This is a genomic window from Kitasatospora cineracea, assembly GCF_003751605.1.
GTDB classification, from domain to species: domain Bacteria; phylum Actinomycetota; class Actinomycetes; order Streptomycetales; family Streptomycetaceae; genus Kitasatospora; species Kitasatospora cineracea.
The window spans coordinates 873,978-894,920 of the sequence record NZ_RJVJ01000001.1; the positions used below are offsets into that span (position 1 = coordinate 873,978).

Consider the following 20,943-nt stretch of genomic DNA (forward strand, 5'->3'; position numbering starts at 1 on the left):
CATCACGTCCCTCTCGGCGTGCCCGGTGGCCACCACCCTTGATCCGCCGAGCCTGCGCAACGGAGCACGGGACAGCCCGCAGCAGCACGTCCAGGAGGAAGAGAGCGCCATGACGCGGAACGGAACCCCCCAGCCGCCCCCCGCCGTCAGCGGACGCCGCCGCGCCACCGCCGCCCTCGCGGCCTCGGCCGCGCTGCTGCCCGCCCTGCTCTCCGCCTCCGCCTGCGGAGGGCCCGCCGCCGCCGACGCCGCCGGCAAGGACGTCACCGTGATGACCTGGGCCCCGTCCGGCACCGGCGCCGCCGACCGCCCCGGCATGACCGCCCTCGCCGAGGCCGTCGGCCGCGAACTCAACGACCACGACGGCCTGGCCGGCCGCAAGGTCCGGATCCTGACCTGCAACGAGCACGACACCACCGACGGCGCCACCGCCTGCGCCGACCAGGCCGTCAACGCCCACGCGGTGGCCGTGGTCGGCTCCGCCAGCCAGTACGGCAGCAACTTCATGCCGATCCTCGAACAGGCCGGCATCCCCTTCATCGGCGGCTACGGCCTCTCCGGCCCCGAGTTCAGCAGCCCGCTCTCCTACCCGGTCAACGGCGGCCTGCCCGCCCTGGTCGCGGGCAGCGGACGCCAGCTGGTCGAGGCCGGCTGCAAGCAGATCGCCCTGATCCGCCCCGACACCCGGGCCGGCGACGCCCTGGTCAACCACCTCGGCGGCGCCGTCAAGCAGACCGGGATCAAGGTCGTCGACATCAAGGCCCCCGAGAAGTCCAACGACTACTCGCAGGAGGCCCGCCGGGCCATCGGCGACGACCGGACCGGCAACTGCCTGCTCTCCGCCCTCGGCGCCGAACCCACCGCCAACCTGCTCGACCCGTACCGCCGCGCCAACCCGAAGAACACCCAACTCGCCTCGGTCATCGGCTCCTTCCAGCAGTCCGTGGTCGACTCCACCGGCGGCGACAACGGCCCGCTGCGCGGCGCGTACGCCACCGGCTGGTTCCCCGCCGAGTCCTCCCCCGTCTGGGACGCCCTGCGCACCACCGCCCACAACTACGGCAACGGCGCCACCATCGACGTCTCCGACCCCGGCGTGCAGACCACCTGGGTCGCCTACCAGGTGCTCCGCCAGGCCGCCGGCCGGATCGACCGCAGCAAGCCGATCACCCCCAAGGCCCTCCAGGTGATCCTCGACAGCGGCGACCCCATCGACACCGCCGGCACCACCCCGCCCCTCGGCTGGGGCATCGCCAACATGCTCCCCAGCGCCGACTCCCCCCGCCTGGTCAACACCTCGGTGACCTTCCAACGCGTCCAGAACGGCCGCCTCACCGAACAGCACCAGGGCTTCACCGACGTCCGCTGGGTCCTCACCGGCGACACGCCCCCGGCATAACCGGCACAAGCAGGGACGCGGGGGTGACTGCTGCGCGCCGGACCCTGCGAAAGCCAGGGGCACGGGGGTGACTGCTGCGCGCCAGACCCTGCGCAAGCAGGGGCGCGGGGAACTGCGCGGCCAACCGAGCACCCACAGCCAGATCGCCTCGCAGGACAGTGTGTTGCACTGTCCCGCGACCGCACCGACGTGCGACTCCCTTCGCGCGCAGTTCCCCGCGCCCCCGGTTTCGCACCATCCCGCTCGCGCAGCAGCTCCCGCCGGAAGGCTCAGAGTTCGCCGGCGCCCTTGTCCGGCAGCCCCGTCTTCGAGGCGATCGCGCCCCACAGCTCCGCCGCCTGCTTCTTCGCCGTGGTGGCCGTGCCACTCGCGGCGTCGCCCTTGCGGAGGTGGTCGTTGTCCTTGGCCTTGCCCGGGTCGCAGCCGCCCGCCAGGTCGCCCGCCCACTGGGCGTACTCGGAGTCGGCGGTGGCGGACGCCTGCCAGGCCTGCTGGAGCTGGTCGACCAGCTTGCTGCCGTCGGCCAGCTTGTCGACCTTCAGGGCGCCGAGCTTGGTGAGCAGGTCCTGCCGCTGGCCCGCGGCGGCGGTGAGCGCGCTCTGCGCGTCCGGCAGGTTCTGGCACTTGCCGGCCGCGGCGACCGCGTTGACGACCGAGGTGCGACTGGCGCTGGCGGTGCCGAGCAGGTCGGACATGGCCTGGGCCTGGGCCTTGGTCTCGGGGGTGACGGCGGCGTTGCCGCTGTTCGCGCTGGGGGCGTTGGCGCTCTGGCTGGCGGAGGTCCCGCCCTTCCCCTTGGCGGTGTCGTTGCTCTTGTCCCCGCCGCTGGACAGCACGCCGATCAGCACCGCGATCACCGCGACGCCGGCCACGCCCGCGCCGATCAGGATCTTCGGGTCGGGCTTGCGGCGGCCGCCGTCCGGCTGCTGGTGGCCGTTCCCGCCGTACCCGCCGTCCCCGGCGTACGCCGGCTGCTGCTGCGGGGCGCCGTAGCCGCCGCCGTAGGTGGGCTGGGCGGGCTGGGGGGCGTACCCGGGCTGCGGCTGCTGCACCGCCTGCTGTCCGCCGAAGGTCGGGTCGCCGTACCCGGGCTGCGGGCCGCCGACGGGCGGGCCGCCGGCCGGGTAGGGCGGCAGGTACTGGGTGGCGCCCTCGTCGCCCGTGGGGGCCGCGGGGGCCTGCTGCGGGGGCGTGCCCCAGTACTCGGGGCTGCCGCTCTGGCCGAGCGGCGGCGCGGACTGCTGCTGCGGGACGGGTGCCTGCGGGGGTGCGGGCGGCTGGGGCTGGGCGTACGGGGGCTGCGCGGCGGCCTGCGCCGGACTGCCCTGGCCGTCTGCGGCGGGCTCCGGTCGGAACAGGTCGTCCAGATTGAATTCGCCGGAGTTGGGATACGAGCGGCGCTGGCTCAACGCGATTCCTCACCTGTGCACGGCACCGGGATCCCGGGCCTTTCGGTTGCCCCGCCGGATTGCTGACGGCGGACCACAACTGCGAGGCCACGGTACCGGTTCACCGGCGCAGGTGACTACGTGGGCTGCTGTTCTGTGCTATTGCTTCACGTCCGGGGGCCCGCCGCGGCGGGCCCCCGGACGCCGGGCGCTACGCGGCCTCGCCGTCCATCCGGGCGTGGAACTCCCGCACCGCCCGGTGGCCGCGGTACGGCTCCAGCCGGGTGCGGAAGTCGTCCAGGTACTCGACGCCGCGGTTGGAGCGCAGCCCGCTGAGCAGCCGGACCGCCTCGGTGCCGGTCTCGCAGGCCCGCTCCAGGTCGCGCTGCTGGAGCTGGGCGGTGGCGAGCAGGACCAGGTCGACGGCGCGGCGGCGGACCCGGTGCGCGGGGTGCAGTTCGAGCGCGGTGCGGGCGTAGTGCTCGGCCCGCTCGCCCTGCTGGAGGTCCCGGTGGCAGTGCGCCAACTCGTCGGCCAGGTAGGCCTCGTCGAAGTGCACGATCCAGTCGGGGTCGTCGACGGGGTTGCGCCGCTCCATCGCGGCCAGTGCCTTGGCGGCGACGCTCTCGCAGGCGTACGCGTCGCCGAGCAGGGCGTGGCCGCGGGCCTCGGCGGCGTAGAACATCGCCATCGCGGTGGGGGTGGCCACCGTGCGGGCGCCCTCCTGGGCGGCGCGGGCGAGTTGGGCGATCTCCCGGGGGTTGCCGAGGGTCGCCGCGAGGTGGCTCATCGAGGCGGCCAGCACGTAGCCGCCGTAGCCGCGGTCGTCGGCGGCCTGGGCGAGGCGCAGCGCCTGGATGTAGTACCGCTGGGCGAGGCCGGGCTGGCCGGTGTCGACCGCCATGTAGCCGGCCAGTTCGGTCAGCCGGGCGACGGCGCCGAAGAGTTGACGGCCCGTCTCGTCGCGGTAGGAGCCGCCGAGGAAGCCGGAGACCACGCTGTTGAGGTAGTGCACCACGACCGGGCGGACGTGGCCGCTGCCGAAGCGGTGGTCGAGGTCGACCAGCATCTGGGTGGTGGCCCGGATCGCCGCGACGTCGGCCAGGCCGACCCGGGTGCCGCCGGTGCGGGCGACGACGGGGTCGGGCGGGGTGATCAGCCAGTCCCGGCTGGGTTCGACCAGCGCGGAGGCGGCGACGGTGGTGCCGGCCAGGAAGTCCCGCTTGCCGACGTCGCTGCGCCACAGCTCGCAGATCTGCTCCAGCGCGGCGCCCAGGCTGGGCGCGAACTGCAGTCCGACGGCGGAGCTGAGGCTCTTGCCGTCGGCCATGCCGATCTCGTCCACGGTCACGCCGCGGCCGAGTTTGCGGCCCAGCGCCTCGGCGATCACCGCGGGCGCCTGCCCGCGTGGTTGTTGCCCGCGCAGCCAGCGGGCGACGGAGGTCTTGTCGTAGCGAAGGTCCAGTCCGTGCTCCGCGCCGCAGAGGTTGACCCGGCGGGCCAGGCCCGCGTTGGAGCAGCCCGCCTCCTGGATCAGCTGCTGCAGGCGCTCGTTCGGCTCTCGTGCGACGAGTGGTCTCGCGGCCATGGGATTTTTCCGCCTCCCCAACGCCGTCCGGACCCGACCGGAGGGCGACGACTGTGCAACACCATGCGGAATACCCACGGTGACGTACCCACTCCCCACGCGCCCGGGTGAATGCCCCTGTGCGCCCCCACTGCGCCCGTTACCGCCCCTGCTCAGCCGACCGGTTCCGACCAGGATCACCGTCCCGGGTGACAAGCCCCGTTCCGTTCGAAGCGTTCGGCCCCGGGCCGTAACCCGCACTCACGGACGGTAGTTGTGCAGCACGTGGACAACACCCCGGGAGCCCCCGAACAGAACCTGCCGCCGCTGCTGCTCGAAGCCGTCCGCTACGCCGAGGACCGGCACTGGGAGGTCGTGCCGGGCGCCTGGCTGCTCGACGGCGACGCCCCGGCCAGCTGCTCCTGCGGCGAGGAGCGCTGCGCGCTCCCCGGCGCGCACCCCCTCGGCGCGGACTGGCGGAGCCGGGCGAGCTCCGGGCCCGGGGTGGTCCGCACCTGGTGGACGGAGAACCCGGAGGCCTCGATCCTGCTGCCCACCGGCCGGACGTTCGACGTGCTGGACGTGCCGGAGGTGGCGGGCTGCCTGGCGCTGGCCCGGATGGAGCGGATGGGGCTGCAGCTGGGCCCGGTGGCGGCGGTGCCGGCCGCGCCGGGGCGCAGCGGGCGGCGGCTGCACTTCCTGGTGCTGCCCGGCGTGGTCGACAAGCTGCCGGACATGCTCCGGCAGATCGGCTGGTCGCCGGAGCGCCTGGACCTGGTGGCGCGCGGCGAGGGCGACTGGGTGGTGGCCCCGCCGTCCCGGGTCGGCGGGTACGCGTCCGCGCAGTGGGCCCGGCCGCCGTCCGCGCTGAACCGCTGGCTGCCGGACGCGCTGGAGCTGGTCAGCCCGCTCGCGTACGCCTGCGGGCGCGAGGCCGGGGCGCCGCGCCCCGTGCAGCGCGCGGCGGCGGCCGTGCGCTGACCTCCCGAGCGTGCCCCCGGCCGATCCGGTGGGGGGCCGTCCGCGCGACACCCCGCGCGGCCGTGGCGGGCCCGGCCTCCCGATCCGGAGGCCGGGCCCGCCGTTCGCCTGCTCGGGGCGCCCGCCGCGGGCCGTCCCGGGCCGCCGCCGGGCCGTCCGGAGCGCGATCTTCCGGAACCGGTCGTCATACCCGCAGGTCAAGGCGGGAAGCCCACCGATCGGGTGACATCGCTCAAGGATTGGCCCCGGTTGCCGAGGGGATCATCCTCAGCGTCGGCACGGAACCGGTGGAGCGGAAGGAGAGCGGACGGGCCGAGAGCGCGGGGGGCTGCCGGGAGGGCGTTCGGACGGGGAAGCCGAATGCGGCAGCGGGAGGGAGCAGGGAGGGAGCAGGGTACGGCCGGGCGCGGCCGGGGAGCCGCGCACGACCGGCCCGCAGCGGGTGGGGACAGGAGGGGAGCGGGGTGGGGAACGGCGCAGGGCCCGGTGTGGGGACACCGGGCCCTGCGCCGTTCCCTACCCCGACCCGCTCCGCGGGCTACGCCTGGACGACGAAGACGTGCGCGGCGATCTCCTTGCCGAGCTCGGCCGCGCTCTCGCCGCTGCCGACCAGCACGCCGCCGGAGGCCGGGGCGACCCGGACCGTCGCCCCCGGGCGGACGCCCGCCCGGCGCAGGGTGCGCATCAGCTCGCCGTCGGTCTGGATCGGCTCGCCGATCCGGCGGACCACCACGTCCACCCCGTCCTTGCCCGCGACGGCCTCCAGCGTCACCAGCCCGGCGTCGTAGCCCTCGCCCTCGGCCTTGGTGTCACCGAGCTCGTCCAGGCCCGGGATCGGGTTGCCGTACGGGGACTGGGTGGGGTGGCCGAGCATGGCGAGCACCTTGCGCTCGACCGTCTCGCTCATCACGTGCTCCCAGCGGCAGGCCTCCTCGTGGACCTGCTCCCACTCCAGGCCGATCACGTCCACCAGCAGGCACTCGGCGATCCGGTGCTTGCGCATCACCCGGACGGCCAACTTGCGTCCCTCGCCGGTCAGTTCGAGGTGCCGGTCCTCGGCGACCTGGAGCAGGCCGTCCCGCTCCATCCGGCCCACCGTCTGGCTCACCGTGGGGCCGGACTGCTCCAGCCGCTCGGCGATCCGGGCGCGCATCGGGGTGATGCCTTCCTCCTCCAGCTCCAGGATGGTGCGGAGGTACATCTCAGTGGTGTCGATCAGCCCTGACATCGCCCCTGGCTCCGTTCTTCGGTGTCCTCACCGCCAATTCTGACGCATGGGGATGACAACCGGCTGCGGCCGCCCGCTATGCCCGGTCCTTTTCGTCGTGGTTGACAGCCGGGTCCGGCGCGGGCCACCGTGCACGCCGTAGCTTTCTCCCAGAGCGGTCTGGACCACCCGGCCGCCCCGAACGCGGACGGAGCAGAGATGAGCGAACTGGTCGGCCGGTACCTGGACGCCGCCGTGGCCCACCTGGAGCGGATCCGCGCCGAGGAGGGGGAGAACATCGAGGCCGCCGCGGAGCTGCTCGCCGAGGCCGTCGAGCACGGCCGGCGGATCTTCACCTACGGTGCCGGGCACTCCTCGCTGGCCGCCCAGGACGTGGTCTACCGGGCCGGCGGCCTGGTCGTGATGAACCTGCTGAACGTCCCCGGGATGACCGGCGTCAACGTGATGCCCGCCCACCTGGGCAGCGCCCTGGAGCGGGTCTCCGGCCTGGCCACCACCACGCTCGACCTCACCCCGGCCCGCAGCGGCGACCTGCTGTTCGTGATCTCGCTCTCCGGCCGCCAGGTGATGCCGGTCGAGCTGGCCCGGCACGCCCGCGACCGCGGCCTGAAGGTGATCGGCGTGACCTCGCTGGCCTACCCGGGCGCGGTCGGCTCCAACGACCCGTCCGGCACCTACCTCAAGGACAACTGCGACGTCGTCCTGGACAGCAAGATCGGCCTCGGCGACGGCGAGCTCGACCACCCCGGCGCCGGCGCCCCGTTCGGCTCGGTCTCCACCATCACCACCAGCGCCCTGATGCAGTCCGTGACGGCCGCCGCGATCGGCAAGCTGGCCGACCGGGGCATCACCCCGCCGCTGTTCCGCTCCGGGAACGTGGACGGCGGCACCGAGTGGAACAACAAGGTGATCGCCGACAACGCGGACCGGATCTTCTACGCCTGGTAGCACCCTTCGGCGACCCGCCCCATTCGGCCAACTCCGGCCTCGCCCGCGTAAGTTCACCCGGCGCTGGGAAGGACTCACGGGACCGGTGAGACTGCGCTGCGGGGGCGGGGATGGCGGCTGGGACGGGGCGTTCGATCGGCTTCGTGCGGGAGCAGGACCTGCTCCCGCGCGTCTTCTGGGCCGCCGACGGCGCGTCCCTGCAGGGCCAGGCCCGGGCGGTGGCGCTCTCCCGCTGGGAGCTGCTGCTGCTGGTGGGCGCCGCCTTCGCGGGCTCCGCGGACGGCCCGGTCTGGGCCTGGGCCGCCGCCGTGGCCTACCTCGGCGCGCTGTTCATCGCCGTCACCGTCGCCCGGCAGAACCCGCAGCGGCTCTGGTACGACGGCCGGGCGGTCGCCGAGTCGGTGAAGACCCTGGTGTGGAAGTACGCGGTGCGCGCCGACTCCTACCAGCCGCCGCCGCGCAAGCTGCCCGACGCCGAGCGCCTCTACGACGTCCAACTCTCGGGAATCCTCGGCGAGTTCGACACCGACCTGGTCTCCCCCGGGGTCACCGAGGAGCTGAGCACCTGGCGCGCCCCGGCCCGCCACCCGCAGATCACCGACACCATGGAGAAGCTGCGCGAGCAGCCGCTGCCGGTGCGCCGCGAGGTCTACCTGCGCGAACGGGTGCAGAGCCAGCGCCAGTGGTACCAGGCCAAGGCCGTCCAGTGCCGCAACGCCACCCGCCGGGTCGGCCGGCTGGCCATCGTGCTGCCCGCGGCCGGCCTGCTGCTGGCCGTGCTGCGCGCGCTCGGCGAGTTCGGCTTCGACGCGCTCGGCTCGATCTCCGCCGTCGCCGCCTCCGTCTCCGCCTGGGCCCAGCTGCGCCAGTACCGTCCGCAGGCCGCCGCCTACACCCTGGCCGCCGCCGAACTCTCCAAGGTGGAAGCCCTGTTGGCCTCCGTCGACCTGAGCGCCGCGGACTCCGAGGAGACCTGGGCCCGGCTCGCCCGGGACGCCGAGGACGCCATCTCCCGCGAGCACACCACCTGGCAGGCGCGCCGCGAGGTGCGCAGCCTCGACATCCCCAGCTGAGCAGGAGGGCCACCGCGTGGCGACACGGAGGATCGAGACGCCGGACGGCGGCGTCCTCGCCGTCGAGACGTCCGGGGACCCGTCCGGCCACCCGGTGTTCCTGCTGCACGGGACGCCGGGCAGCCGGGTCGGCCCGGCTCCGCGCGGCGCCGTGCTGGCCCGGATGCGGGTCCGGCTGATCTCCTTCGACCGGCCCGGCTACGGCGACTCCACCCGGCTGCCCGGCCGCGACGTGGCCGCCGCGGCGACCGACGTCACCGTCATCGCCGACGCGCTCGGCCTCGACCGCTTCGCCGTGGTCGGCCGCTCCGGCGGCGGCCCGCACGCGCTGGCCTGCGCCGCGCTGCTGCCCGACCGGGTCCGCCGGGCGGCCACCCAGGTCTCGCTGGCCCCGCGCCACGCGGACGGCCTGGACTGGTTCGAGGGCATGACCCCGTCCAACGAACACGCCTACCGGCAGGCCGAGTTGGGCCAGCCGCGGATCGCCGGCCAGTTCCAGGTCCGGTCCCGGGTGATCCGCCGCGACCCGGCCCAGCTGATCCGCAACCTGGTCCCCGAACTGACCCCGCCGGACCGCACCGTGGTCGCCGACATCGGCATCCGCCGGATCCTGCACTCCACCTACCGGCAGGCGTTCCGCTACGGCGCCGACGGCTGGATCGACGACGTGCTGGCCTTCATCGCCGACTGGGGCTTCGCCGTGGAGAGCATCCGCGCCCCGGTCCGGCTCTGGCACGGCGCCGAGGACCGGTTCTCCCCGGTCGGCCACTCCGCCTGGCTGGCCGACCACATCCCCGGCGCCCAGCTCTACCTCGAACCGGGCGCCGCCCACTTCGGCGCCCTCAAGGAGATGACCGACGCCATCCGCTGGGCCGCCCACGCCTAGCCCGCTGCGCGCGCTGCGTGGGAACAGGGGCGGGGGGGACCGCGCGGTTCCCCCGCCCCTGTTCCCGTCCCCGCCTCACAGCGGCTGCGGCTCCAGGTCCCGGTTGCTGCGCTGCCAGCCGCGGGCCGCGACCACCGACGGGTGCTCCTCGCCGAAGAGTTCGACCAGTCCGGCGACCGCCTGCATCCGCAGCGCCTCCGCCTCGCTGCGGCGGCCCGCGTCGCGCAGCGTGATGGCGAGGTTGGCCTGGCAGACCAGCGCGTCCGGGTGGGTGGCGCCGTACCGCTGGGAGAGGCCCTCGTGGGCGGTGCGGCCGAGCGTCTCGGCCTCCCGGTGCTCGCCGTTCTCGGCGAGCGCGTTGGCCAGGTTGATGGCGGCGTTGAGGACGAAGGGGTGGTCGTCGCCGAGGACCCGGGCCAGGCCGGCCGCCGCGGTGCGGCCGTGGGTGATGGCGCCCTCCAGGTCGCCGGAGCCGCGCAGGTAGATGGCGAGGTTGTTCTCGCAGGCGAAGGTGAACGGGTGGTCGTCGCCGAACAGCCGCCGGTGGCCCTCGTAGGCGTCGGTGGCGATGTCGCGGGCGGTCTCCTTGTCGCCGGCGGCGCTGTGGTCGGCGGCCAGGTTGAGCCGGCAGGCCAGCGCGTCGGCGAAGTCGGGGCCGAACAGGTCGACGTAGCGCTCGTAGGTCCGCTCGGTGAGTTCCCGGGCCTCGGTGTACTGGCCGGCCCGGCGCAGCGAGACGGCCAGCGACTTGGCGTTGCGCAGCTCCTCCGGCAGGTCGGACTGCTGGAGGTCGGCGAAGGCCTCGGTGACCTCCCGCAGCAGTTCCACCGAGCCCTTGTAGTCGCCCATCTCGCGCAGGTCGCGGGCCAGGTTGGACTTGGTGCCCAGGGTGTAGGGGTGGTGCGGGCCGCGGACGGCGGCGTTGCGCTCGACGGTGTCCTGGTCGAGGTCGCGGGCGGCGAGGCTGTTGCCGACCAGGCGGTGGTCGATGGCGAGGTTGTTGGCGACGGTGAGGGTGCGCGGGTCGTCCTCGCCGAAGAGTTCGACGAACTGGTCGTAGGTGTCCTGGTCGAGGGCGAGCGCCTCCTGGAACCGGTTGAGGTAGCGCAGGTCGGCGGCCATCGAGTTGGCGGTCATCAGGGTGTACGGGTGGTGCTCGCCGAGGAGTTCGCGCTGGCCGAGCAGGGTGGCCTGGTTGAGCGCCAGGGACTCGCCGTAGGAGCCCTTGGAGCGCAGCACGTTGGCGATCTGCAGGCGCAGGCTGAGGATCTGCCGGCGCCAGATCTTCTGCTCGGCCTGGTCGGGTTCGCTCTCGGAGCGGACGGTCCAGGCGGCGTCGAGCTGGCGGCCGAGCTGCAGGGCCTGGTCGAGGTCGACGCGCTTCCACAGGTAGCGGACCCGGTCGATGAGCAGTTCGCGCACCTCGCGCTCGTCGCAGTCCTGGGCCCGGGACGGCGTGAGGTGGGGCCAGATCTTCTCCAGGGTGGGCCAGTTGGCGGGGTCGTCGGTGTCGCCGCGGGAGGGCCGGGCGTTGACCAGGATGCGGTGCACCTGGTGCATGGCGAGGTTGCGCTCGTTCTCGCTCATGCCGCTGCGGACGACGGCCTGGACCAGCCGGTGGACCTGGAAGGAGTCGGAGCCGGCGTCGGTCTTGGCCAGCGCGTAGCGGCTGACGGCGCGCAGCACCTTGCCGAGCAGGAAGGTGTCGGTGAGTTCCTCGTCGTACGGGAACAGCGCGATCCGCATCTGCTCGGAGAAGAAGAACTGCCGCAGCGAGATCGGCTCGGGCGCGAAGAACGCGCACAGTTCGAGCAGCCGCACGGCGGCCGGGGACTGCTCGCGCAGCCGGGCGATCGAGACGTTCCAGGTGAGGCCGACGGGGGTCGGGTAGTCGACGGGGGTCTCGCCGGCCGCGAGGACCTTGGTGGCCTCGGCCTTGAGCTGGTTGACGTAGGTCTCCACCGGGGTGCGGGTGGTCTCCAGCCAGGCGGCGGCGACCTCGACGGCCAGCGGCAGGTCGCCGACCGCCTCGGCGACCCGGTCGGCGTCGGCGCGGGCCAGGCCGCGGACCCGGCGGGTGAGGTGGTCGACGGACTCGGTGCGGTCGAAGACGTCGACGTTGAGCACGCCGGCCTGCCCGGACCAGCCCTGGTTGCGGGAGGTGACCAGGATGTGGCCGGGGCCGTCGGGGAAGAACCGGCGGATCTCGCCCGGCTCGTCCGCGTTGTCGAAGATCAGCAGCCAGTTGGGGGTCGGGATGCCCTGCCGGAGCGCGTCGCGGGTGGCCTGGGCGGCCTCGCTGACGTTGTCGCCGACCCGCAGTCCGAGCCGCCCGGCGAGGTCGGCGAGGTCGGCGACCACGTTCTCGCTCTGCTCGGCGTCGATCCACCACACCAGGTCGTAGTGCGACATGTAGCGGTGCGCGTACTCCAGCGCGACCTGGGTCTTGCCGACGCCGCCGAGGCCGTACAGGGTCTGCGGCGGCGGCAGCACCGCGGTGGTGCCGCCGGCCAGTTGGGCCCGCAGGTCGTCGAGGACCTTGACCCGGCCGGTGAACGAGTGGTTGCGCTGCGGCACCTCCCAGTAGGTGGGCTTGGTGCCGGGGAAGCGCGGCGCGCCGGGGCTGCGCTCGGGCAGTTCGGTCTCGGTGCGGCCGAGCGCCCGCAGCAGCGCGGTGGCGGCGGCGGCCTCGTCGCGGCCGATCAGGTCGACCGGGTTGCGGTTGTTGTACGGCGCGTTGAGGCGCACGTCGGAGACCCGGACCGGGATCAGCTGGCGGCGGGCCCCGGCCGGGTCCGCCAGCACGGTGCGGTCCCACAGCGCCTGGGCCTGCGGGGACTGCAGGTAGGAGGAGGACAGCAGGGCGACGGTGCGGTACGCGGAGTCGATGCCGCGGCCGGTGGCCTCGCGCGGGTTGGCCCCGGCGCCGAGGTCGCGCGGGACGACCCGGTAGCCGGCGTCGGCGAGCAGCGCGGAGATCCAGTCCGCCCAGGCCCGGTCCTCGGGGACGTAGCTGAGGTACAGGTCGGCGGGCGCGGTGGGGCGGCGGCGGGCGAAGCCGTCGAGGAAGCGCAGCCGCAGGTCCTCGGGCATCGGCGGCAGCCCGGCGACCTCGCCCCGGGTGACCTCCCGGGTGAGGCGCTCGTTGGCGGCGAGCATCGAGCCGGGCAGCCCGGTCTGGTCGCCGAACGGGGAGAGGATCTCCTCGTAGGCGTAGAACGGCCGGTAGGGGATCTCCACGCCGGCCCAGTAGCGGGCCAGGTCGGCCTCGCCGCGGCCGGCGGGCAGGCCGGCGAACTTGATCCGGGCCAGCGCCCGGCCCGCGTCGGCCTTCTCCTTCTCGCCCTCGTCGATGCGCATCGGGACGGGCAGGATCCGGATCTCCCGGTCGCCGTAGCGGTCCTCGATCACCCGGGCGATCCGGGAGGCGCCGTCGATCGACTGGTCGCTGAGGGTGAAGCAGACCACCAGGTCGTCGGGCATCTCGACGGTGCAGATGTCGGCGGTGTCGGTGAGGCCGGTGCGGCTGTCGATCAGCACGTAGTCGTAGCGGCGCTTCATGTCGGCGCGCAGCGACTGGATGAACCGGCGCCCCTCGTAGCGCTCGTAGAGCAGGTCCCAGTCGAGCCGGGCGACGGAGTAGTCGCGGTTCTGCTGCCCGGCGGGGACGAGGTCGATCCGGCCGGTGCCGGGGAAGTGCGGCCAGGCCAGCGAGAGGGCGTGCGGGTGGATCCGGGCGAAGTCCTCGATCCACTCCGGGTGCCGGTCGACCGGGCGGCGGGCCTCCTCCAGGTACTCGCCGAACAGGTCCATGATGCCGGTGGTGGCGGCGACCACCTCGGGGTTGAGGAACGGCCGGAAGAACTGGGCGAGTCCGGGGGCCTCCAGGTCCCAGTCGACGACCAGCACCCGGTGCCCGTTGGCGGCCAGGATCCAGGCGGTGTTGGCCAGCGCCATGGTGCGGCCGGTGCCGCCCTTGTAGGAGTAGAAGGTGACGATCCGGCCCTGCCGGTCCTCGGTGGCGGTGTCGCGGCGGGGCGACTGGTGCTGCGGGCCCTTCGTCGGCCTCTCGGTCATGAGATTCCCTCCCCCGGGCCCTTGGGTGCCCGTCGTGGTGCCGCACGCCGTGCTCACCGGTCGGAGTCCCGACCGTCCGGTGCCCTGCTGGCTGGTGCCGTTCCGGGCCCGGTTCAGGGCCCGATGCTGGGTCTGCGGTCGACCGGGCCGTCCTCGGGCCGGTCCTGGTACTGCTGCTGCTCGTGGGCGGTGCAGGCGCGCATCACGGCGCGCTCCATCTCGCCGCGGAACTCCTCGATGCTGCCGGGGGCGCCCACCGCGGGCTCCTCGCGCAGGGTGGGCCGCCGCCGGGAGCCGCGGCTGACGGTCAGCACGCTGTCGCCGAGTTCGTCGAGCATCCGCTCGTGGTCGAGGTTCTGCTGGTCGGCGCGGTTCCAGGGCTCGATGACGGCGACCGCGCCGTGGTTGCGCCGGTCGAGCCGGCGCACCGTCTCGGAGCGCCGCCCGTCCAGGAACGCCCACCGGTCGACCAGCAGCACGCAGGGCGCGTTCGGCCGCTCCCCGGTCAGCAGCTGTTCGGACTCCTCCTCGAACTCCCCGACGGTGGGGTGGAAGCCCATCCCGCGGGCGATGTCGGCGGCGTCCTGGGCCAGCGGCCGGGCGGAGTCCGGGCGGTAGGGCTGCCAGTCGGTGCGCCGCTCGCCGTAGCAGAGCGGGCTGCGCTGGGGCGGCAGTTCGCGCTCCCGGTAGGAGAACACCGCGATCCGCACCTGGTCGGCGGCGTCGGGCGGGTCGAAGGCGGACGGCTGGGACTCGAAGTCGAGCACCTGCCCGGCCGGGATGACGGTCTGCTCGGCGACGTCGACGATCCGCCGGGCCAGCCGCCACACCGCGGTGTGGTACTCGGAGCTGAACGCGGCGATCTTCATCAGCGCGTACAGGCCCTCGTTGGCGTACTCGGCGCCGAAGCTGTCGTGGTTGAACTGGAGTTCACCGGCCACCCGGGGCAGCTGGTAGTGCTCCATCGACACCCACAGCGCCGGGACGATGCCGGTCATCCGCTCGGCGGTGGGCCGCCGCTGGTAGACCGAGCGGCGGGTGAACAGGTGCCACTCCCGGCCGCACGCCTCGGACTTGAAGTAGCGGGGCGAGTACAGCGGCACGAACACCCGGCAGCTGGCCAGCTCCCGCGACAGCCGCTCGGCCCACTTCTGCCCCTGGTGCATCGAGCGGTCCATGAACCCGACGGGGTGGCCGGACGGCGCGTCGGTGATCTGCAGGATCGCCTCGCACAGGTCCTGGTAGAGCTTGGCCACCCACAGGTTGGGGTCGGCCGCGCCCCGCGAGTTGATCCGCGGGGTGTGTGCGTAGCTGAGGAAGAAGTACGGCCTGGGAGCGTCCTTCCGCTGGCCCCCGCTGCTCACACGCGCCTCCCCCGAGCCCGCCTGTCACTGTCTCCCCGAAAGGGACTCAAGTGTAGGAAGACCGGAGGTCCGAATGGAATAGGGCCTTGATCTGATGGCGACTCAACTTCACCTGTTGCGGTACCAGTTGGCTGCGAGATCGACCGCTTCGCGGATCGGCATCAGGACGCTCGGGGCGGCGCCGACCGGGCCGCGCCGCAGGGTCGGCAGCTCCCGGAGCAGCATCGCGCCCATCGCCTCGAAGTGCCCGTCGTCCAGCCGGGTGGCGGTGAACTCCTCGACCACCCGCCGGGCGTCCTCGGTGCGCCGGACGCAGGTGTACAGCTGCTCGGGCCGGTCGGGCTGCCAGTACTCCAGCAGGTGGAGGGGGGTGCAGTGGCGCATCGGCGCGCCCAGCATCAGGTGCTGGGCGCCGCTCCGGTACATCCGGCCGACGGGCGAGTCGTCGCCGAGGTGGCAGTCCAGCGGGTGCACCGAGGTGAGCTCCGCGGCGGCCGGGCCGAGCGCGGCGAACGAGGTCTGCGGGTGCGGGCTGCGCAGCGCGCCGGGCCACTGCCGGACCACCTCGGCGAGCCGTCCCATGGCCGGGGAGGCGGCGGTGCGGCGGCGGTCCCAGGCGGGCATCCGGTCGTGGTAACCGGCCAGCTCGGCGCCGGTCAGGCCGGCGGTGTGCTCCCGGTAGTGGGGGGAGGTGCGGGAGTTCTCGGGTGTAGCGGTGTAGACGACCAGCGTGCCGCGCGCCCCCAGCGCCGACAGGAGCGCCTTCACCACCCCGTGCGCGCCCCCCGCGACCGGCCCGACCGCCCGCAGCGAGGACTGCACCAGCAGCGTCCCGCCCTCCCGGACGCCCAGGTCGCGCAGCTGGCCGGCCAGCCGGTCGACCGTCCCGGGCCGCCCGGTGCGCCCGGGTGCGGCCCGGAGCAGCGCGGTGTCGGTCACCGCCGTCCCGCCGCGGCCCGCCAGGCGGCCAGGTTCTCGGCGGCGGCCGCCCGGGCGGCCCGCTCGGCGGCGGCGCCGACCGGCACCGCCAGCGCGGGGGCGAGCGCGGTGCGCATCCCCGCGGTGAAGCGCCGGCCGAGCGGGGTGAGCGCGCCGGAGCCGTCCAGCGTCCCGATCGCGTCGGCGGTGTGCGCCCGCCAGGTGGCCAGCTGCAGCCGGGCCGCGGCGGCCTCGTCGCCCCCGGCGCCGTCGAGCGCCCGCACCCGGCTCGCCCAGTACGCGGCGACCGCGAGGTGCGCGTAGGTGCCCTGCAGCAGGCCCTCCAGCGGGCGCGGGTCGGGCCGCCACGGCGCGTGGTAGAGCCGCTCGTCGGCCCGGTCGTGCAGGTCGTGCAGGTCGAGCACCGCGCCGAGCTTGACGTGCTGGAACTCGTGGGCGAGCAGCAGCGCCAGCACCGGCCCGGTGGTCGGCCGGGCGATGCCGACCGCCCCGTACGCCTGCCGGGCGGCGGCGCTGATGTCGCGCCCGGCCGGGCCGGGGGCGAGCGGGGTAACGGTGTCCAGACCGGCCGCGAGGCCGGCCGCGTACTCGGGCAGGTCCCGGCCGAGCAGGTCCCAGGCTTCGCCCAACGCGCCCGTCCAGGCGAGCAGTTCGGCGTCGTCGAGCCGGTCGGCGGGGGCCCACTGGTGGCTGTCGCGGTGCGGGTCGGTGTCCTCCAGGGCGAGCGTCCAGCCGGGCAGGGCGACCCGGCGGACGGGCTGCCACCGGTGGTCGCCGGGCCGGTCCCAGCCGACGGTGTGCCCGTCGCAGGCCAGCCCGTCGGCGGTGCCGCGCAGCACCGCCTCGGCCTTGCCGTCCACCCGCAGCCGGCCGAGCGTCGGCAGGTGCAGCCATCCCGCGCGGACCGGCAGCAGCAGTTCGAAGCCGATCCGCCCGCGGGCCGCGGCCGCCGCCGCCAGTTCGGCCAGCCCGCCGAGGTCCGCGCGCCCGTCCCCGCCGAGCAGCCGCACCGCCCAGGCCCGGGTGTACGGGTGGGCGAGCACCGCGTCGAGCGCGCCCGAGGCGCTGCGGTCGACCTCGGTCAGCAGCTGCCAGGCGGCGCTGTTCCCGGCCGCCCCGGCGGCGGTCACCAGCCGCCGGGAGAGCTCGAGTTGGGACTTCCCGAGGGCGGCGACGGCGTCCGGTCCGCCGAGTCCGCGGGCCAGTTCGTCCAGGTGCCGGTCGGTGAGCGGCTGCCGCTGCTGGGCGGGCACGGCCGCCGGGGCGGCGGCGGTCCGGTCGCGGATGGTGGTGATGAGCTTCAAGAGGTCCCCGCAGTACACCGACGGGTGGTCGAAGCCCCCGCCGGTCCGGTATCGGTGGGCGTAGAGGCCACCGCCGCAGCTGCGCACCACCGGGCAGGCCCGGCACTGCTCGGCGAGGCCCGCGAGGCCGGACTGCCGCTCGCGCATCCCCGGGTGCCGGGCGACCTCGTCCAGGCTGTGCGCGAACACGTCGAAGCCGGTGGCGGGCGCGCCGTCGTAGGCGGTCTTGAGGCTGTCGGCCTGCTCCAGCGTCCCGTCGGTCTCGACGACCACCAGGTCGGCCGGGTCCAGGCCGAGCGACTCGGTGAGGCTGGAGCGGCCGCGCAGGGTGCGGTGCACCGAGTCGAAGATCCGCACCGGCACCGGGCGGCCCTGCGCGGTCCAGTGCCGGTGGACCGCCAGCAGCCAGTCCGCGTACGGGGTCGGGCCGGCGCCCTCGGGGGCGGTCGGCGGGTGGTCCCAGGTGGCGTGCGGGAGCAGGAAGTCGATCCGCGGCGGCCGTTCGGCGACCAGCGCCTCGTAGACGGCGACCGGGTCGTTGGCGACGTCGATCGTGCACAGCAGCCCGGCGTACAGGTGCCGGAACTCCGGTTCGCGCAGCAGGGCGAGGGCGGCCAGCACCTTGGCGTGGCTGGAGCGGCCGTCCGGGAAGAGCCGGTGCCGGTCGTTGGCGAGCCGGTCGCCGTCCAGCGAGACGCCGACCTTGACGTCCTGGTCGGCGAAGAGCTCCAGGAAGCGGCGGCTCAGCAGCACCCCGTTGGTGTGGATCCGCAGGTCCAGCGCGCACCCGGCGGGCAGGGCGGCGCGCAGCAGTTCGGCGGCCCGGCGCAGCCGGTCCGGGCCGGCCAGCAGCGGCTCCCCGCCGTGCAGCACGACGTGCACGGCGGGGAGCCGGTGGGTCCTGGCGTGTTCGCCGATCCGCCCGGCCGTCCGTTCCAGCACCGCGTCCGAGGCCGCCCTGGCCTTGCGGCTCCAGCTCGTGTCGGCGTGCTCGTACACGTAGCAGTGGTCGCAGGCCAGGTCACAGCGGCTGTGGACCTTCAGCACGAACTGGCTGAACGGCACGGTTCCGGACATCGCGGGCGGACCGATCCGGCTGTTCCGCCCCGGTCAGATCGAGGACTGGAACGCGGCCACCGCCACCTGGCGGGCCGCCGCGGCCGGCAGCACCCGGGCGATCTGTGCGGTGAGCTCTTCGGCGTCCAGGGCGGCGAGGTCCGCCAGGGCGGCGCGCTCGAGAGCGACCTGGGGCTCGGACAGGTCTTCGGCGAGTGCAGTGGTCATCGGCGTTGCCTTCTTCACTGAGGCGTGCGGACGGGGAATCGCCGCAGCCGGAAGCCAGTGTCGTGAGTCACTGCGGCCTGACACCGATGTACAGCATAGCCCCCGCAGGTTACCGCCAACCCCTTCACGAGAACCCCCGATTCGGCCTCCGGAGCCTGCCGCGCAAGGGAGTTGAAGCCGCGTCAGACCTCCTCCGTTTCACCCGTTCGGCGGTTCCCCGGTTCGACCGACCGTGCTAGCGGGAGTCGAACTGGGAGCCGGTGCCGGTCACGGGCAGAGCCGCTCCACCTGCCAACCTTCCTCGGAGGCGACGAAGCGCAGGCGGTCGTGCAGCCGGTTCTCCCGGCCCTGCCAGAACTCGACGGAGCGCGGGACGACCCGGTAGCCGCCCCAGAACGGCGGGACCGGAACGCCCTCGCCCTCCGGGTACCTGGCGGCCAGGTCGGCGTAGCGCCGCTCGAGCACCGCGCGATCCGCGACCGGGCTGGACTGCTCGCTGGCCCAGGCGCCGAGCTGGGAGCCGTGCGGGCGGGTGCGGAAGTAGGCGGCGGTCTCGTCCCGGCCGACCTTCTCCACCCGGCCGGCCACGATCACCTGGCGGGCCAGCGTGATCCACGGGAAGAGCAGCGCCGCGTTCGGGTTGGCGGCCAGGTCGGTGCCCTTGCGGGAGCCGTAGTTGGTGAAGAAGACGAAGCCGCGCCGGTCGTAGCCCTTGAGCAGGACGGTGCGCGCGGAGGGCACCCCGTGGGCGTCGGCGGTGGAGAGCACCATCGCGTTGGGCTCGGCCACCCCCGCCTCGCCCGCCTCGTGGAACCAGCGGCCGAACTGCTGGTAGGGGTCGTCGGCGAGCTGCTCCTCGGCCAGCCCCGCGTGCCGGTAGTGCTCGCGCATCGCGGACAGGTCCGGCCGGGGGAGCTCCCCGGTGGGCTCGACGGACAGGGACGGGGCGCTCGGCTCGGCGTTCGGGTGGCGTTCCGCGGTAGGCACGCCCCCATCATCCCGTACGACAAGCGCCGGGCGCCGCTGCGTCCGGGGAAACGGCTGGGGATAGGGTGGCTCGCCACCGCTTCACCACCCACTGCGCGGGAATTCGTCCGGCTGTCGCCCGGGACGTCCCGAAAAATCCGCCGAGGACGCCGGAGACGACAGGGGTTCGAGCGGCCCTCGGGGGAAACATCACCGTCGTGGTGTATGGCGCAATGCACTCCGTGCCTGACAATCTGACACCGAGTGCCAATCACCATCGGCCACCGGCGTGCCGCCCCACCACGGCCGCGTGCCGCACCGGATCATTGAAGGAGCCGTTCTGATGTCGGATTTCGTACCCGGCCTTGAGGGTGTAGTCGCCTTCGAGAGCGAGATCGCCGAACCCGACCGCGAGGGCGGGGCGCTGCGCTACCGCGGGGTGGACATCGAGGACCTGGTCGGCCAGGTCTCCTTCGGGCACGTCTGGGGCCTGCTGGTGGACGGCAAGTTCGCCCCCGGCCTGCCGGCCGCCGAACCGTTCCCGATCCCGGTCCACTCCGGCGACATCCGGGTCGACGTGCAGTCCGCCCTCGCCATGCTCGCCCCGGTCTGGGGCCTCAAGCCGCTGCTGGACATCTCCGCCGAGCAGGCCCGCGACGACCTCGCCCGGGCCGCCGTGATGGCGCTGTCGTACGTGGCCCAGTCGGCCCGCGGCCAGGGCCGGCCGATGGTGCCGCAGCGCGAGATCGACAAGGCCGAGACGATCGTCGAGCGGTTCATGATCCGCTGGCGCGGCGAGCCGGACCCGAAGCACGTCAAGGCCGTCGACGCGTACTGGACCTCGGCCGCCGAGCACGGCATGAACGCCTCCACCTTCACCGCCCGGGTGATCGCCTCCACCGGCGCGGACGTGGCGGCGGCGCTGTCCGGCGCGGTCGGCGCGATGTCCGGCCCGCTGCACGGCGGCGCGCCGTCCCGCGTGCTCGGCATGATCGAGGAGATCGAGCGCACCGGCGACGCGGCCGGCTACGTGAAGAACGCCCTGGACAAGGGCGAGCGCCTGATGGGCTTCGGCCACCGGGTCTACCGCGCCGAGGACCCGCGCGCCCGGGTGCTGCGCCGCACCGCCAAGGAGCTCGGCGCGCCGCGCTTCGAGATCGCCGAGGCGCTGGAGAAGGCCGCCCTGGAGGAGCTGCACAACCGCCGCCCCGACCGCGTGCTGGCCACCAACGTCGAGTTCTGGGCCGCCATCATGCTGGACTTCGCCGAGGTCCCGGCGCACATGTTCACCTCGATGTTCACCTGCGCCCGCACGGCCGGCTGGTCGGCGCACATCCTGGAGCAGAAGCGCACCGGCCGGCTGGTCCGCCCGGCCGCCCGCTACATCGGCCCGGGCTCGCGCGGGCCGCAGGAGATCGAGGGCTGGGACCAGATCGCCGGCTGAACCCCTTCCGGGTGAAAAGCGGTCCGGCCACCGGCTCCGGCCGGACCGCCTCCGGGCGCGTGCGCACCCCCTGACCAGGGGTCACGCGTCCCGGT

The 20,943-nt window shown here is 74.2% G+C and carries 15 protein-coding genes; 6 read left to right on the forward strand and 9 right to left on the reverse strand.

The annotated features are described in order from the left end of the window. The first annotated feature begins 109 nt into the window (after positions 1 to 109). A complete protein-coding gene (locus tag EDD39_RS03835) occupies positions 110 to 1,399 on the forward strand; it encodes an ABC transporter substrate-binding protein (protein WP_123553377.1) in 1,290 nt (429 codons plus the stop codon). Positions 1,400 to 1,668: 269 nt separating this feature from the next. On the opposite strand, the gene EDD39_RS03840 is transcribed toward EDD39_RS03835, so the two are convergent. Both EDD39_RS03840 and EDD39_RS03845 read right to left on the reverse strand, forming a co-directional pair. Then, on the reverse strand, positions 1,669 to 2,808 hold the full coding sequence (locus EDD39_RS03840) for a hypothetical protein (RefSeq protein ID WP_123553378.1): 1,140 nt from the start codon (positions 2,806 to 2,808) through the stop codon (positions 1,669 to 1,671). Between the two features lie 190 nt (positions 2,809 to 2,998). Beyond that, positions 2,999 to 4,375 (reverse strand): NsdA family TPR-like regulatory protein, encoded by a 1,377-nt coding sequence (locus tag EDD39_RS03845; protein WP_123553379.1) that lies wholly within the window; start codon positions 4,373 to 4,375, stop codon positions 2,999 to 3,001. A 255-nt stretch (positions 4,376 to 4,630) separates the two neighbouring features. Between EDD39_RS03845 and EDD39_RS03850 the strand changes: the two genes are divergently transcribed. Then, positions 4,631 to 5,335, forward strand: coding sequence for a bifunctional DNA primase/polymerase (locus EDD39_RS03850; protein WP_123553380.1), 705 nt, complete (start codon positions 4,631 to 4,633; stop codon positions 5,333 to 5,335). Positions 5,336 to 5,873: 538 nt separating this feature from the next. Here the strand turns inward: EDD39_RS03850 and EDD39_RS03855 are convergent. Continuing rightward, positions 5,874 to 6,563: an iron-dependent transcriptional repressor DtxR gene (locus tag EDD39_RS03855; protein ID WP_123553381.1), complete on the reverse strand. Its 690-nt coding sequence runs from the start codon at positions 6,561 to 6,563 to the stop codon at positions 5,874 to 5,876. Between the two features lie 198 nt (positions 6,564 to 6,761). Between EDD39_RS03855 and EDD39_RS03860 the strand changes: the two genes are divergently transcribed. From EDD39_RS03860 to EDD39_RS03870, 3 genes are all read left to right on the forward strand, one after another. Next, complete coding sequence (locus EDD39_RS03860) at positions 6,762 to 7,511, forward strand: sugar isomerase domain-containing protein (protein ID WP_123553382.1); 750 nt, start codon at positions 6,762 to 6,764, stop codon at positions 7,509 to 7,511. 143 nt (positions 7,512 to 7,654) lie between these two features. Next, the gene (locus EDD39_RS03865) at positions 7,655 to 8,584 is read left to right on the forward strand and encodes a DUF4231 domain-containing protein (RefSeq protein ID WP_162869936.1); all 930 of its coding nucleotides are present in this window, start codon (positions 7,655 to 7,657) and stop codon (positions 8,582 to 8,584) included. Between the two features lie 16 nt (positions 8,585 to 8,600). Next, positions 8,601 to 9,470 (forward strand): alpha/beta fold hydrolase, encoded by an 870-nt coding sequence (locus EDD39_RS03870; RefSeq protein WP_244256592.1) that lies wholly within the window; start codon positions 8,601 to 8,603, stop codon positions 9,468 to 9,470. A gap of 75 nt (positions 9,471 to 9,545) precedes the next feature. Here EDD39_RS03870 and fxsT read toward each other — a convergent pair whose 3' ends face one another. From fxsT to pdxH, 6 genes are all read right to left on the reverse strand, one after another. Continuing rightward, on the reverse strand, positions 9,546 to 13,547 hold the full coding sequence (gene fxsT, locus EDD39_RS03875) for an FxSxx-COOH system tetratricopeptide repeat protein (protein ID WP_123553384.1): 4,002 nt from the start codon (positions 13,545 to 13,547) through the stop codon (positions 9,546 to 9,548). A 113-nt stretch (positions 13,548 to 13,660) separates the two neighbouring features. Continuing rightward, the gene (locus tag EDD39_RS03880) at positions 13,661 to 14,911 is read right to left on the reverse strand and encodes a TIR-like protein FxsC (RefSeq protein ID WP_123553385.1); all 1,251 of its coding nucleotides are present in this window, start codon (positions 14,909 to 14,911) and stop codon (positions 13,661 to 13,663) included. A gap of 108 nt (positions 14,912 to 15,019) precedes the next feature. Further along, positions 15,020 to 15,850: an AAC(3) family N-acetyltransferase gene (locus EDD39_RS03885; protein WP_244256593.1), complete on the reverse strand. Its 831-nt coding sequence runs from the start codon at positions 15,848 to 15,850 to the stop codon at positions 15,020 to 15,022. Then, the gene (locus EDD39_RS03890; RefSeq protein WP_123553386.1) at positions 15,847 to 18,231 is read right to left on the reverse strand and encodes an FxsB family cyclophane-forming radical SAM/SPASM peptide maturase; all 2,385 of its coding nucleotides are present in this window, start codon (positions 18,229 to 18,231) and stop codon (positions 15,847 to 15,849) included. Before EDD39_RS03890 ends, EDD39_RS03885 begins: the two co-directional genes overlap by 4 nt. Before the next feature lie 33 nt (positions 18,232 to 18,264). Then, entirely contained in the window at positions 18,265 to 18,438 is a 174-nt protein-coding gene (gene fxsA, locus EDD39_RS03895; protein ID WP_123553387.1) for an FxSxx-COOH cyclophane-containing RiPP peptide, read from the reverse strand. A 267-nt stretch (positions 18,439 to 18,705) separates the two neighbouring features. Next, positions 18,706 to 19,329, reverse strand: a complete 624-nt coding sequence (gene pdxH, locus EDD39_RS03900; protein ID WP_030458081.1) for a pyridoxamine 5'-phosphate oxidase — start codon at positions 19,327 to 19,329, stop codon at positions 18,706 to 18,708. 418 nt (positions 19,330 to 19,747) lie between these two features. Here pdxH and EDD39_RS03905 point away from each other — a divergent pair, with 418 nt between their 5' ends. After that, positions 19,748 to 20,848, forward strand: coding sequence for a citrate synthase 2 (locus EDD39_RS03905; RefSeq protein WP_030458082.1), 1,101 nt, complete (start codon positions 19,748 to 19,750; stop codon positions 20,846 to 20,848). The last annotated feature ends 95 nt before the right edge of the window (positions 20,849 to 20,943 follow it).